Annotated in this window: 15 protein-coding genes; 6 read left to right on the forward strand and 9 right to left on the reverse strand. The window is 52.0% G+C overall.

The window, feature by feature from the left end; genetic code table 11:
- Positions 1 to 54: 54 nt before the first annotated feature.
- The 3 genes from KNP02_RS09640 to KNP02_RS09650 all read right to left on the reverse strand — a co-directional run bounded on the left by KNP02_RS09640 (position 55) and on the right by KNP02_RS09650 (position 3,512).
- The gene (locus tag KNP02_RS09640) at positions 55 to 492 is read right to left on the reverse strand and encodes an NUDIX domain-containing protein (RefSeq protein ID WP_034781346.1); all 438 of its coding nucleotides are present in this window, start codon (positions 490 to 492) and stop codon (positions 55 to 57) included.
- A gap of 66 nt (positions 493 to 558) precedes the next feature.
- Positions 559 to 1,485 carry a carbohydrate kinase family protein gene (locus tag KNP02_RS09645; protein ID WP_034781033.1) on the reverse strand — a complete coding sequence of 309 codons (927 nt, stop codon included), beginning with the start codon at positions 1,483 to 1,485 and terminating at the stop codon, positions 559 to 561.
- A 119-nt stretch (positions 1,486 to 1,604) separates the two neighbouring features.
- Complete coding sequence (locus KNP02_RS09650; RefSeq protein WP_214708770.1) at positions 1,605 to 3,512, reverse strand: heavy metal translocating P-type ATPase; 1,908 nt, start codon at positions 3,510 to 3,512, stop codon at positions 1,605 to 1,607.
- A 199-nt stretch (positions 3,513 to 3,711) separates the two neighbouring features.
- On the opposite strand from KNP02_RS09650, the gene KNP02_RS09655 reads away from it, so the two are divergent.
- Together KNP02_RS09655 and KNP02_RS09660 are read left to right on the forward strand one after the other, a co-directional pair.
- Entirely contained in the window at positions 3,712 to 4,647 is a 936-nt protein-coding gene (locus KNP02_RS09655) for a DMT family transporter (RefSeq protein ID WP_214708772.1), read from the forward strand.
- A gap of 138 nt (positions 4,648 to 4,785) precedes the next feature.
- Positions 4,786 to 5,088 carry a hypothetical protein gene (locus KNP02_RS09660; protein WP_128123764.1) on the forward strand — a complete coding sequence of 101 codons (303 nt, stop codon included), beginning with the start codon at positions 4,786 to 4,788 and terminating at the stop codon, positions 5,086 to 5,088.
- Between the two features lie 41 nt (positions 5,089 to 5,129).
- Here the strand turns inward: KNP02_RS09660 and KNP02_RS09665 are convergent, their stop codons facing one another.
- The 3 genes from KNP02_RS09665 to yfkAB are packed head-to-tail and all read right to left on the reverse strand — an operon-like array spanning position 5,130 to position 7,668.
- Positions 5,130 to 6,272: an MFS transporter gene (locus KNP02_RS09665; RefSeq protein WP_214708774.1), complete on the reverse strand. Its 1,143-nt coding sequence runs from the start codon at positions 6,270 to 6,272 to the stop codon at positions 5,130 to 5,132.
- 41 nt (positions 6,273 to 6,313) lie between these two features.
- Entirely contained in the window at positions 6,314 to 6,508 is a 195-nt protein-coding gene (locus KNP02_RS09670) for a hypothetical protein (RefSeq protein WP_214708776.1), read from the reverse strand.
- A gap of 53 nt (positions 6,509 to 6,561) precedes the next feature.
- Positions 6,562 to 7,668, reverse strand: coding sequence for a radical SAM/CxCxxxxC motif protein YfkAB (gene yfkAB / locus KNP02_RS09675; RefSeq protein ID WP_214708779.1), 1,107 nt, complete (start codon positions 7,666 to 7,668; stop codon positions 6,562 to 6,564).
- An 85-nt stretch (positions 7,669 to 7,753) separates the two neighbouring features.
- Between yfkAB and KNP02_RS09680 the strand changes: the two genes are divergently transcribed.
- The 3 genes from KNP02_RS09680 to KNP02_RS09690 all read left to right on the forward strand — a co-directional run bounded on the left by KNP02_RS09680 (position 7,754) and on the right by KNP02_RS09690 (position 9,839).
- Positions 7,754 to 7,963, forward strand: coding sequence for a hypothetical protein (locus KNP02_RS09680; RefSeq protein ID WP_016510454.1), 210 nt, complete (start codon positions 7,754 to 7,756; stop codon positions 7,961 to 7,963).
- Entirely contained in the window at positions 7,960 to 9,336 is a 1,377-nt protein-coding gene (rlmD, locus tag KNP02_RS09685) for a 23S rRNA (uracil(1939)-C(5))-methyltransferase RlmD (RefSeq protein WP_138859921.1), read from the forward strand. The genes KNP02_RS09680 and rlmD overlap by 4 nt, the downstream gene beginning before the upstream one ends.
- 95 nt (positions 9,337 to 9,431) lie before the next feature.
- Positions 9,432 to 9,839, forward strand: a complete 408-nt coding sequence (locus KNP02_RS09690; protein WP_034781016.1) for a cytidine deaminase — start codon at positions 9,432 to 9,434, stop codon at positions 9,837 to 9,839.
- Between the two features lie 27 nt (positions 9,840 to 9,866).
- Here KNP02_RS09690 and KNP02_RS09695 read toward each other — a convergent pair whose 3' ends face one another.
- Positions 9,867 to 10,076: a hypothetical protein gene (locus KNP02_RS09695; protein ID WP_034781015.1), complete on the reverse strand. Its 210-nt coding sequence runs from the start codon at positions 10,074 to 10,076 to the stop codon at positions 9,867 to 9,869.
- A 127-nt stretch (positions 10,077 to 10,203) separates the two neighbouring features.
- Here KNP02_RS09695 and KNP02_RS09700 point away from each other — a divergent pair, with 127 nt between their 5' ends.
- Complete coding sequence (locus tag KNP02_RS09700; protein ID WP_034781013.1) at positions 10,204 to 10,491, forward strand: hypothetical protein; 288 nt, start codon at positions 10,204 to 10,206, stop codon at positions 10,489 to 10,491.
- Between the two features lie 24 nt (positions 10,492 to 10,515).
- On the opposite strand, the gene KNP02_RS09705 is transcribed toward KNP02_RS09700, so the two are convergent.
- Both KNP02_RS09705 and KNP02_RS09710 read right to left on the reverse strand, forming a co-directional pair.
- Positions 10,516 to 11,901, reverse strand: a complete 1,386-nt coding sequence (locus KNP02_RS09705) for a sensor histidine kinase (RefSeq protein WP_214708781.1) — start codon at positions 11,899 to 11,901, stop codon at positions 10,516 to 10,518.
- Entirely contained in the window at positions 11,898 to 12,587 is a 690-nt protein-coding gene (locus tag KNP02_RS09710; RefSeq protein WP_021067764.1) for a response regulator transcription factor, read from the reverse strand. The genes KNP02_RS09705 and KNP02_RS09710 overlap by 4 nt, the downstream gene beginning before the upstream one ends.
- Between the last annotated feature and the right edge of the window lie 73 nt (positions 12,588 to 12,660).

Here is a 12,660-nt window from a genome sequence, read left to right on the forward strand (position 1 = left end):
AACGTTATCGTTAGAAACTTTCTTTCCCGAAATGTCAGGAGGCTACACATGAAATTAGTCTTCGGCCAGCGTTTTATTGAAAAATCGCTCGGCTTCGTTCGACAGCAAGTCGGCGAGTGACGGTGGTCGTACCGGTAAATGGCTGAGCGCGCTTCGCTTCACCCACATCGGCGTATACGATCCGTTCGTTTGCTCTGCTTGAAATTCTTCACCTGTCCCGGTGCCGAATTCGCCACCGGTCATCCGGGCCCAGTAGTATGGGTTCAACTCTCCATTGAAGGCGACATGTGCGGCTACGCCTTCAAGTTCGACGTGGACGCCGAGCTCTTCGAACGCTTCACGGACGGCCGTCTCTTCAGCCGTATGCCCGAATTCGACACCACCGCCCGGAAATACATAATACAAAAGGTTTTCTTTCTCTCGGCGAATGAGCGCGACTTCGTCATGTTCATTCACGAGGATGATGGCACTGCGTAATTTCGTTCTGACCAATGGAATCGTTCCTTTCGATTTCGTATCGTGAACAAAACGCATCGACTCGCGGCCGATGCGTTTTGGTTAATCTGTTGCTGGTTGTTCAAGTGAGGCGTACATGTCAGGTGTCAGGCCGTTATCGTGCGAGGCGATGACTTTCCCAGCGACGCGCATCCCGAGTCGGAGCGCATCTTCAATCGGGTGACGTTTCATCAACTCAGAGATGACAGCGGAGAAGAATGAGTCACCCGCACCGGTCGAGTCGGCAACTTTCACTTTCGTCGTCGGGACGTGACCTTGTTCATTCGTGCGTAAGTCGACATAGACGGCGCCGAGCTCACTCATCGTGACGATTGTGAGCGGAGCTCCTTTCATCGCGAGCACTTCGGCGACGCGTAACGCATCGTCCACTGTGACGATGGACATATCAGACAAAATCTCCGCTTCTTCGCGGCTACAGATGAAGCCGGTGAAACCTTGGAGTAAATGACGGTTCCGTTCAATCACCGACAGATGACCGCACACGCCATACAGCGGAAGCTTCATTTCGCGGCACAGTTCAATGGTCTCGTTCAATACATTGACCGACAAGTCGAGGTCAATCGCGACCGCCTCACTTTCAGCGAACACTGTATCGATGCGACGGAGGATACATTCTTCCATCATCGCTTCGTCCGGTTGCTTCGAGATTGACGTTTGCAGGTCACCGTTGTTATCCATGACGGCAAGCCACATGCCCATCCCATTGTCATCGAGCAAATCGACGTGATCGACGTTGACGTTCAAACCGCGGAGTTCTTCGAGAACACCCATCCCGATTTGATCGTTCGTCACGGTCGACACGAAACGGACGTCATTCCCGAGAACACCTAAGTTTTGGGCGACGTTTCGGCCGGTCCCACCGTTCGAGAACGCGATGTCACCGACGTTCTTGGCATCTTTATGAAGCGGGGCGAACGAGGTTCCTTTAATATCGACAAACACCTTGCCGATTACTGCAATCGTATTCATATACTGTACCACCTTTAGCCAATCTTCCTATTAGTTCCGGTCTCATTAGACACATTGTTTCAATTATAGCGAAATTACTAACGGCTTTCAACGACGGTTTGAATGAGTGTCGAATTTTGTCATTCCCACGAGGTGCTGAGCAAACGAAGCCCGTTCAAGATGACGAGGATGGTCGATCCTTCATGGCCGACGACCGCGAACGGCATGACGAGCAGTTCGAAGATGTTCGTCGCAATCAACACGAGGATGACACCTAGGGCAAACACGACGTTTTGGAGGACGACGCGATTCAATTTACGGGACTGTTTGATGGCCGAGCTCAACCGACGGAGGTCGTTTTTCATTAAGACGACGTCGGCCGTCTCGAGGGCGGCGTCTGTCCCTTCACCCATCGCGATCCCGACATCGGCTGTCGCGAGGGCGGGGGCGTCGTTGATGCCGTCGCCAATCATGCCGATGCTACCGTATTCTTGTTTTAATTGTTTAATCTGCTCGACCTTCTCTTCTGGGAGACATTCGGCGATGTAACGGGTCAACCCGGCCTCAGTGGCGATGGCGCGGGCTGTCGCCTCGTTATCGCCCGTGATCATGATCGTCGCGATACCGAGATGGTTGAGTCGTTCGATCGCTTGTTTGGCTTCTGGGCGCAGTGTGTCCCGGAGCGCGAACGCTCCAATCGTCTTCGCTTCATCGCTGACGAACACGAGCGTATGGCCGGCAGCTTTTAAACGTTCAACATCGTCGCGGAAGAAATCTCCGCTCGGATCGGCGAATTTTTGTTTGCCGACCCGATAGGCGACACCATCGATCGTCGCTTCAATCCCGGACCCGGTCACGTCTTTGAAGTGTTCCATCGTTCCTGTGTAGTTCCCTGTGAATTGGACGAGCGCTTCGGCGAGCGGGTGCATCGAATGTTCTTCAATCAAGCTGACGATGCGATAGACGTGCTCTTTCTCAACGGTTGGATGGATCAATGCCGATTGGACTTCTGGTTTACCAATGGTGAGCGTACCGGTCTTATCGAAGGCGATCGCTTTCAAACGGCCCATGTTCTCGATATGGACGCCACCTTTGAACAAAATCCCATGTTTGGCGGATGAAGCGATGGCGGCGAGTGCGGCCGGAGTGATGGCTGCGACGAGGGCGCACGGCGAAGCGACGACGAGTAAAATCATACCGCGGTAAATACTCGTCTCAAGCGACCACGGCGTCAACACAGGTCCGAGCAAGATGATTGCGGTGACGGAGACGAGCACGACTTGAACGTAGCGTCCCTCGTACCGGTCGATGAACTGGGCGGACGGTGATTTTTCTTCTTGCGCTTGCTGTACCATTTGAATGATTTTTTGGAACAACGTTTCCGTGGCGAGCTTTGTCACTTCTAACGTCAAGACACCGTTCAAGTTAACGCTTGAGCCGTATACCTCGTCGCCGACGTTTCGGTCGACCGGAATCGATTCACCGGTGATGGCGGCTTCCTCGATCGAGGCACTGCCTTTCAAAATCCGACCGTCGACCGGGATGCGTTCGCCGGGTCTTACGTAGATGTGGTCTCCGACGCGAAGGTCGTCGATATGGACGACCTCGAGGCCGTCCGAAGCGTTCAATCGCGTCGCTTGTTCAGGTTGCAGTTCCATTAATGACTCGAGGGCGCGTTCGTTTTTGTTCATCGTGTACGTCTCGAGTGCACCGGACAAAGCGAAAATGAAGATGAGGATGGCACCTTCCATCCAATAGCCGATGGCCGCGGCGCCGATGGCCGCGATGATCATGAGCAGTTCGACGTTCAACGAACGGGTTTCCCACGTATCGGTCAGACCTTCTTTCGCTTTGGCATATCCGCCGATTAAAAAGGCGGTCAAATAGAGGGTGACGTAGAGCGCAGGAGCTCCGTCTTGTCTTTCCGTGATATATGCGAGTACAATCAATACACCACTGATGAGCGCCATGATGAGCTCGATATGTTCGAACCAGTTGGCCCGTTTGAAGACGTGGCTTTTTTCCTGTGTGACGGTTGATGTGTTCATGTGAGCACCTCTTTCTAAATGAGAATATATATCAGTTAAATGATAATGATTGAGGATGATTATCATTATCTATTGTTGATATGATTGGATTTAATACTAGTTTCGGCTCATAACCTTATTTATAATGATTATCATGTAAGTCTATTTTAGCACCAATCGTAATAACTCACAAACTAAAAGATTAAGGAGTTTTTGTGTCATGCAAAATGTATTTCAACGCCCTTGGACGGTCACGTTCCTCGCGCTATTCAACACGTTTTTATGGGGGAGCGCGTTCCCGTTTATCAAACTGAGCTACGAGGCGCTTGATATTCAAGAGCACGAGTACGGCCAGCAGTTGTTTTTTGCCGGCGAACGCTTTTTATTGTCCGGACTGCTCTTGCTCGTGATTAGCCGCCTCGTCTTCAAACGGCCGATTCGATTAAACGCGGAAAAGTTGAAGGCGTATGCACATTTAGGGGCATTTTTGACATTCTTACAATATTTGTTCTTTTATATCGGGCTTTCCATCTCGACCGGGGTGCAAGGTTCGATTATCGCGGGATCGACCTCATTCTTCCAAATGGCGCTTGCCCATTTCCGTTATGAGGATGACCGTCTCAACCGGTTGAAGGGGATTGCCCTCACACTCGGTTTCTCTGGGATCGTCATCGCCAACTGGCCGACAGCGCACGCAGAGATAGGATTTGGGATTGGCGAGATCTTGCTCATTATGGCGATGATTTCAGGGGCGTTCGGGAACTTGATTGCGAAAGACTACTCACGCGCACATGATGTCGCCCCGATGACGGCTTGGGCGATGGTATTCGGCTCGCTCGGTCTTCTCGTCGTCGGCTATGTGTTCGCGCCAGGGGATGTGTTCCTTCCTTACACGATCACGACGCTTTTCTTCTTGCTGTATCTCGCGCTCTTGTCTGCAATCGGGTTCACGTTATGGAACACACTCATGAAATATAATCCGGTCAGCCGGGTATCACTTTATATGTTTTTTGTTCCCTTATTCGGTGTCGTCTTATCGAGCGTTTTACTCGGTGAAACGATCCCGTGGAACGCGCTTGTCGGATTATTGTTCGTCATCGCGGGCATCTATCTCTCGACTTATTTCCAGGGGCGAGTCAACCGTTCGGCCCGTTGATCAAACAAAGCTGACGCACGGTTGACGGAATCTTGTTCCCATGGCAAAATATATTAAAAATTCTGAATTCTTTCAGTTGAAAATCGGTCTTCGTTGTAAAGACTTGCGTGCGAATCTGATAGAAGGGAGGATTGTGCCATGGCAAGAAATCCGATTGTCCGAAACATACTCATCTCGCGTCAACCACGGGACGAGTACGTCAAATACGTGATGAAGTGCGTAAGTCGCGGATTGAAGGAGCATCACGACCAAGTGGACGCGCGTGCAACGAGGCAAGGGGAGGACATCCAGACGAAGTGGCATATCAATGATCGCGTTATTGAAGTCACAATCAAGTCGGACGTGCTGGCCTCACTAGAGACAGAACCGTTCGCGCTCGATGAAGTGTTCATGCGCGCGTTCGAACGAAACGACGTTCGTCTCGGTCCAATCAAGGAATGAGTGATACGAAAAAGGGTGAGTCTCCGTTGAGACTCACCCTTTTATGCATCAATCGGCTTCGCTTTCGCTGTGAACAGACTCACAGCCAAGATGCCGAGAATAAGTGTGTACATCAAGAAATACACTTCTTTCGGTAACGCAATCCAAAACGCGCCAATCATCGGTCCGCTGATCGAACCGACGCTAAACGAGATGCTATAGAGCATATTGCCGGTCGGTAACAACGAACGTGGCAACACTTCTGTCATATGAGCCAAACCGAGAGAATACGTGGAGCCGAGACCGGCCCCGGCAAGAGCGAACAAGACGAGCAGCCAGGCGTAATGGTCGACGGCCAGGTTGGCGACGCCGAAGACGAGCGTTCCGAGCGTCAACACGATTTGCAGGATGCGTTTCTTCCCGAAGTGATCGGCGAGGCGGCCGAGCGGTAACTGGACGATAATCGAGGCGACGATGAACGTCGTGATGAGCGTACTCGTCTGTGTCAGCCCAATGTCGTTGCGGACCGTGAAAATCGGTAAGTTGGCATTCAAGCTCGCCTCAAGGAACCCGTATGTAAAAGCAGGTAAGAGCGTATATCCGCCGCCGATGAGGACGAGGCGGATGCGTCCTTTCGAGTCGGTCTTCACTTTCTCAGCCTCAGGGTACTCGTTGTCGACCTTGAAGATCAAGAACAAGGATGCGAGACAGAAGACGATCAAGACGAGGAACGGCAGCCAAAAGTGGAGGTCGACGAGCGGGGCGATGAGCGGGCCGACCGCGAATCCGAGGCTGAACGCCATCCCGTAATACGCCATCGCCCGGCCAAGACTTCGCTTCTCGCTCGCAGACGTGACCCACACTTGGGATCCGTAATGGAGCGCCGAATCCCCAAATCCGATGACGAAACGCATGAGTGCCCACATGAGCAGTGACGGCCAGAGCGGCAAAAAGAACGTGGCAAGCGCCGTCAAGACGATGCCGAGGACGATGGTCGGCCGAAACCCGTACTTGCGGACGAACCGTTCGAGTAGCGGCGCAGAGACGATGACGCCCAAGTAGAGCATCGTCGCATTCAACCCGTTCAACCAGGCCGGGTTGCCGTCCCGTTCGATGAGCGTCGACAAGAGCGGGATGAGCGCGCCTTGAATCAAACCAGAAATAAAGACGACGAGTAATAAAATCGAAAACCGAAATCGTTGCATAATTCACCTCATACTCAAATAGTAAAAAGCTGAGAAGGGTCTCAGCTTTTTGGTTCGTCAATCGGTTGAGGTACATGATTCAAGTGTAAGAGTTCATCATCCCAACTGCCTTGACTGAATACTTCATCACGGTCTACTTTGTCTGAAACGAATGCGGCTGTCAATAAGATGCTGAGCACACCACCGAAAATGATGATGGCCATGACGGTGATCATGAATACATAGATGCCTGTCATCTTTAAACACCTCAATTCAGTTTATATACTGAACATTTCCCGAAACAAAACAATTAAAACGGCTCAGCGACACGTTCTTGAAAGTTCACGTCCGGGTAATACGCTTGCTTGACGAGCGCGTTCGGCCCGAGACATTTGACGGCCGGGCAGTGGCATGACAGTGTGGCGTTCAGACTGCTGTTCGTCCACGTTTTGTATGCATCCTGGAACGAGGTATCATACAGTGTGCCGAGCGTGCCGAGCTCGTCTCCGAAGTCGGTGACGATGATTTGGCCATCGAAGATATTCGTGTTGAGGCGTGAGCGGCCATCTGGGTCGTTCCGAACGGTGACGTTCTTCGCCTCGTGGAGTCGTCTCAACAAGGCGCGGTCCTCTGGTGCGTCGGAGCAGGCATAAAACGGCAACGTCCCGAATAACATCCAGACGTTCTCGTTCCGGACATCGAGCAGGTCATGAATCGCCTGACGGGTGTCGGCAAGCGATGCCGACTCGAGCGCGCTAGCAAAGTCTGCGGGGTACATCGGGTGCACTTCGTGACGCTGACAGCCGAGTGCGACGATCTCTTCATGGATTTCTTTCAAGTGCGGGATCGTCCGTTTGTTGATCATCGTCTCGGTGGATACGATGATGCCTTCGGAGGTGAGCGCCCGGGTATTGTCTTTCATCGTCTGAAGCATCTTCAAACGTGCCTCGACGCTCGGTTTCCGGTCCATCATCGCGAAACCGCCCTCTAAGAAATCGGCGTCTGTGCCCCAGTTATGCGAAATGTGCAAAACGTCGAGGTAAGGGGTAATAAGATGGTAGCGAGAGAGTGGGAGCGTCAAGTTCGAGTTGATTTGTGTCCGGGCGCCACGCTCTTTCGCATAACGCAAGAGCGGGACGACATAGTTCCGCACCGACTTCATCGACAGCATCGGCTCGCCGCCCGTGATGGAGAACGCGCGCAAATGCTCGATCTCATCAAGGCGCGAAATCAATAGGTCGAGCGGGACTTCAGGTTCTTCCGTCTGATCGAGCATATAGCCGACCGCGCAATGTTCGCAGCGCATATTGCATAGCTTGGTCGTCGTCACTTCGACGTTCGAAAGGACGAGGCGACCGAACTCGGTTTGATCGAGGTAGGCTTCCCACGGATCAAACGTTGTCGAGATGTTTTGCATATCAATTCCACCTTTTCATCAAGTCACACGAAATAGTATGCTATAATAACAACTCTTTGTCACGAACCAAAGGAGCGATCACGAGATGGGTAAATCACGAACGGATACGGCAGGAAAAATGAACGTGTTAAAATCGAGAACGGAATTACTGTGCTTATCAGTCAATACGTTGGACGAATTCACGACGCCAGAGGATTTGCATCGATTGTTAGCTGATATTGATTCCTTACGTGCGAAAGTCGTACGTTACGCCAAAGATTTAGAACAAGTATCTCGAAAGGATGAAACACATTGAAACTGATCGTAGGAGAATACACAAGCGCCCAAGCCGAGCGGCTAGGGATTAACGGAGAGGGCATCGCGACGATTGATCGCATGGTCATCTTCATTCCGAACTTATTACCAGGCGAGAAGGCGAAAGTCGAAATTACGCGCGTCGAGCGGAACTACGCCGAGGCACGCGTCATCAAGCGCGATAATGATTCACCGGACCGGGTCAAGCCACCATGTCCGATTTATGACGAGTGTGGCGGTTGCCAGATTCAACATATGAGTCCGCGCCTGCAGATGGACTATAAAGAAGAAATCGTCCGCAACGCCTTCCGTCAAAAGACGAAATTGAACGTCGACAAATCGGATATCCGTGGTACGAAAGGGATGGACAACCCTTGGTATTACCGCAACAAGTCACAATTCCCGCTCTCGACGCGCCGCGGTGAAATCGTGTCAGGGCTCTACAAACCGAACACGAATGAGCTCGTGCCAATCGAACACTGCATGGTACAGCAGCGCGACACGACGAACATTAACAACGCCATCGTCCGTATTTTGAACGAGCTCGACATCCCGGTATACGATGCGCGCCGTGACGTCGGTTTCGCCCGTACCGTCATCGTCCGCTCAGGCTACAAGACAGACGATGTCCAAGTCGTGCTCGTCGTCGGGAACGAGGACGTCCCGCGTTTAGATGAATTGAGCGATCGCATCATGGCGTTACCGAACGTCGTATCGTTCCACATTAATATCAACTCGAACCGTTCGGGTGTCATCTTCGGTTACCGTACGGTCCATATCGCCGGTCAAGACAAGATGGACGAGCAACTCGATGACGTCCATTACCACTTGTCACCGCGCGCGTTCTTCCAGCTCAACCCGGCTCAGACAGAAATCATGTATCGTGAAGTCGTCGAGGCGGCTGGACTCACGGGCGAAGAGCGCGTCATCGATGCGTATGCCGGTGTCGGTTCGATCGGGCTATGGCTCGCGCCGCACGCAAAAGAGATCCGTGGGATGGAAGTCGTCCCGGAAGCGGTGGAAGATGCGAACGCGCACATGCGTGAGAACGGCTTCAGCCATGCAACCTATGTTGAAGGCCGGGCCGAACATTGGATCCCGCGCTGGGTCAAGGACGGATGGATTCCAGATGTCATCGTCGTCGACCCGCCGCGCACAGGGGTCGATCATCAACTGTTGAATGCGATGATTTCATCGAAAGCGAAACGCATCGTGTACGTGTCATGTAACCCACAGACGCTCGCGCGTGATGCGGATCAACTCATGAAAGCCGACTATAAGATCAACTATATTCAGCCGTACGATATGTTCCCGCAGACGGCGCACGTCGAGTCAATCGTCGTCTTCGAGAAGAAGAAAAAGAAAAAGTATTGACGGGGTTGTGAAAACGCTTGCAAGAACGACGTTTTCACGTTATAGTTCAGATGTCAGACTTCTTTGATAAACGTTAAGAAGCGGAGGAACATCAGATGATCCCACAAGAAAAAGTGAACGAGCTTGTCCATAAAGCGATTGATGCACGGTCGCGCGCCTATACTCCTTATTCGAAGTTCAATGTCGGGGCTGTCGTCATCGACGAGACCGGCAAAGAGATCTCGGGTTGTAACGTCGAGAACGCTTCGTACGGCTTGTCGATGTGTGCAGAACGGACTGCCATATTCAAAGCGGTATCGGAAGGCAGCAAGGCAATCGAGACTGTCGTCGTCGTCGGCGACACGGACGGACCAATCTCGCCATGTGGCGCTTGCCGTCAAGTTATCGCCGAGTTTGCCAGTGACGACTTTACATTGATTCTCGCGAACATGGCCGGGGAGACGAAAGTGATGACGAAAGAAGAGATGTTGCCTTACGGCTTCTCGCCAAGCGATTTAACATAAAAATGCGGACGAATTTCGTCCGCATTTTTATTTATTGCCCTCATATTTTTTCTCGCTGACCGAGTCATCCTTCGAGTGCCGCTTTTGTTTCTCATCTTTCACTTTCTGGTTCAGCTCTTCTACCGGGATCGGGTCGACCGTTTCCATCCCTTCCTGGTCGAAGATGCTCTCCTTGTCCGTATCGACGGCATCCGGATTATCAAACGGTCGCTTGGACGTATCTTTTGACTGTTTCATCTTCATCGCCTCCTTGTCTTGACTGTTATTCCACTTCCTGAATGGGTGTAAACGCTTTAGAAAACGGGTTTCGATTTTGCGGAACAGTGGAATTATCCGTACATAGTGACTAAGGAGGGGTATTCGGATGGATAAGAAAGTATTGATGGGAATCGTACTCGGGGTGGCTGGGGCCGCGCTCGTCGCACCAAAAGTGGCGGCACTCTTGACTCAGGACCGTGATGACGATACATGGAGCAAGATGGACAAGATGGAAAGTGTCGATTCGGATAAGGATGAGGCGGAGGAAGGCCTCACTCAACTCGATTCGAACTATCGGGCCGAGTGGCAAGCGAATGGTTATCCACAGACGCACGCCGAGCGGGAACGTCTCATGAATGAATCAGATGACGCCTATAAAGGCAAAGACATATAAAAAAGACAGCCGCGGCTGTCTTTTTTATATGTCTTCGTCCGGCAAGAGCGGCAATGTGAGCGTGACGGTCGTTCCGTTGCCAACTTCTGAAGTGAAGTGCATCGAGCCGCCGTGGCGTTCCATGATGTGTTTGGCGATGGCGAGGCCGAGCCCGGTCCCGCCATCTTCGCGTGTGCGTGACTTATTGACACGGTAAAATCGCTTCGTCAATTGATCGAGATCCTCTTTCGGGATCCCCCGACCTTCGTCCCGAATCTCGGTGACGGCATTGTCGGCGGTCGCATATGTCTTCACATGGATCGATTTCCCGGCTTCGGTGTAGCGAAGGGCGTTATCGAGCAAGTTTCCAACGACTTGCTCGAGCCGGTCGTGGTCCCCAAGAATGATCAAGTCGAAATCGAGGTCCGTCTCGATCGTGACGCCTTTCGCCCCGGCAATCGGCTCGAAACGGTACAGCACATCTTCGAGCACTTGCGAATAGACGACCGGTTCTTTCGTCATCGGATATGAGTCGCGTTCGAGTTGGGCTAAGTCGAGCAAGTCGTTGACGAGCCGTTGCAAGCGCTCCGTCTCATTCTCGATGATTTCGTAATATTGGTTTTTCGTTTTCTCGTCGAGCGACGGGTCTTGGAGCATTTCCGTATAGCCCCGAATATATGACAACGGTGTCCGCAATTCATGACTGACGTTCGCCAAAAATTCTTTCCGTTGCTCTTCGACGAGACCGAGTGACTCGGCCATCCGGTTCAGCGTCTCGGCGAGCTCGCCAATCTCGTCATCGTAATAAATCGGGATACGGTGCGAGAAGTCGCCTTTGGCATATACTTGCGAGGCTCGCTTCATTTGTATGAGTGGCTGAATGATCGTATCGATAATTTGCGTCCCGAAGATGAGCAAGTTCACGATCATCAAGATGAGCAAGAACGTGATCATAAGCCGAATCGGTTGGAACGGCTCATTGATTTTACTTAACTCCATATATAGGATGAGCGCATTATCGAGCTCGCCGTCCCGGACGAGCGGGAAGGCGGACATCAGGATATCCACATCCTCGGTCGGGTGTTTACGGGTGACGGAGATCGCGTAGCCGTCTTGCAGTTTGGCGAGGTCTTGTTCCCTTAAAAACGTCTTGCCTGAGCCGACACTGTCTTCCCTGACCGACGAGAGGAACACTTTCGTCTCGGTCAGTTCGTTCGTGTACGTCATACTGTCCGAAAACGCGTCAGAGAAGCCGTCCGCCTTGTAGATGGTGACGAGCTTCTCTCCGCGGTTGATGAGCAGTTCTTCCTGCGTCTGAATATAGAACTTGTCGTATAAGTAAAACGTCATGATGATGAACACGAACGCGGAGAAGAGGCTAGCGGTCCAGATGGTGATCCAAATCCGCTTCCGGATCGTGTATTGCTTCATACGGTCGCCTCGAACTTGTAGCCGATCCCCCAGACGGTTTGAATGTAGCCACCTGCTTCACCGAGCTTGAGGCGAAGCGTCTTGATATGCGTGTCGACCGTCCGAAGGTTACCGTGGTACTCGGTGCCCCAAATTTGATCGAGCAACTGTTCACGTGAGAAGACTTTCTCTTCATTCGTGATGAACAAGTAGAGCAAATCGAACTCTTTACGGGTCAAGTTGACCGTTTTGCCTTTCACGCTGACCGCACGGCCATCGATATCGATGGACAAGACTCCGGTATCGAACGTCGCTTCTTGTTCTTTCGAGAAGTTATGCGTCCGACGAAGCGTTGCTTCGATGCGGGCAAGCAGCTCGCGCGGACTGAACGGCTTCGTGATATAGTCATCCGCGCCGATCTTCAAGCCATGGATGCGATCGAGTTCTTCTGACCGGGCCGTGAGCATGATAATCGGGACGTTCGAGAACTCGCGGATGCGCATGCACGCCGTGAGGCCGTCGAGTTCAGGCATCATCACGTCGAGCAGGACGAGGTGGAACGACTGTTCTTTCAATAAGTCGATTGCCTCGAGGCCGTTCGTGGCTGTGACGGTCTCATATCCTTCCTTCTCTAAATTCGAAACGAGTAAATCCCGCATTTGTTCTTCATCATCGGTCACTAAGATGCGAAACGTTGGTTCTGACATTGGGCATTCTCCTTTACAAAACGGTTAACGAGGCTGTGTGATAATTCCCTCATACCTCTATCATACCTATCTC

The sequence above is a fragment of the Exiguobacterium sp. s40 genome (assembly GCF_018617905.1).
GTDB lineage: Bacteria > Bacillota > Bacilli > Exiguobacteriales > Exiguobacteriaceae > Exiguobacterium > Exiguobacterium mexicanum_A.

Bases quoted from the DNA above. Each gene is read 5' to 3' on its own strand.
- KNP02_RS09645 (WP_034781033.1), bottom strand. From the start codon at position 1,485: ATGAATACGATTGCAGTAATCGGCAAGGTGTTTGTCGATATTAAAGGA.
- KNP02_RS09650 (WP_214708770.1), bottom strand. From the start codon at position 3,512: ATGAACACATCAACCGTCACACAGGAAAAAAGCCACGTCTTCAAACGG.
- KNP02_RS09655 (WP_214708772.1), top strand. From the start codon at position 3,712: ATGCAAAATGTATTTCAACGCCCTTGGACGGTCACGTTCCTCGCGCTA.
- KNP02_RS09660 (WP_128123764.1), top strand. From the start codon at position 4,786: ATGGCAAGAAATCCGATTGTCCGAAACATACTCATCTCGCGTCAACCA.
- KNP02_RS09665 (WP_214708774.1), bottom strand. From the start codon at position 6,272: ATGCAACGATTTCGGTTTTCGATTTTATTACTCGTCGTCTTTATTTCT.
- KNP02_RS09670 (WP_214708776.1), bottom strand. From the start codon at position 6,508: ATGACAGGCATCTATGTATTCATGATCACCGTCATGGCCATCATCATT.
- yfkAB (WP_214708779.1), bottom strand. From the start codon at position 7,668: ATGCAAAACATCTCGACAACGTTTGATCCGTGGGAAGCCTACCTCGAT.
- KNP02_RS09680 (WP_016510454.1), top strand. From the start codon at position 7,754: ATGGGTAAATCACGAACGGATACGGCAGGAAAAATGAACGTGTTAAAA.
- KNP02_RS09690 (WP_034781016.1), top strand. From the start codon at position 9,432: ATGATCCCACAAGAAAAAGTGAACGAGCTTGTCCATAAAGCGATTGAT.
- KNP02_RS09695 (WP_034781015.1), bottom strand. From the start codon at position 10,076: ATGAAACAGTCAAAAGATACGTCCAAGCGACCGTTTGATAATCCGGAT.
- KNP02_RS09700 (WP_034781013.1), top strand. From the start codon at position 10,204: ATGGATAAGAAAGTATTGATGGGAATCGTACTCGGGGTGGCTGGGGCC.
- KNP02_RS09705 (WP_214708781.1), bottom strand. From the start codon at position 11,901: ATGAAGCAATACACGATCCGGAAGCGGATTTGGATCACCATCTGGACC.
- KNP02_RS09710 (WP_021067764.1), bottom strand. From the start codon at position 12,587: ATGTCAGAACCAACGTTTCGCATCTTAGTGACCGATGATGAAGAACAA.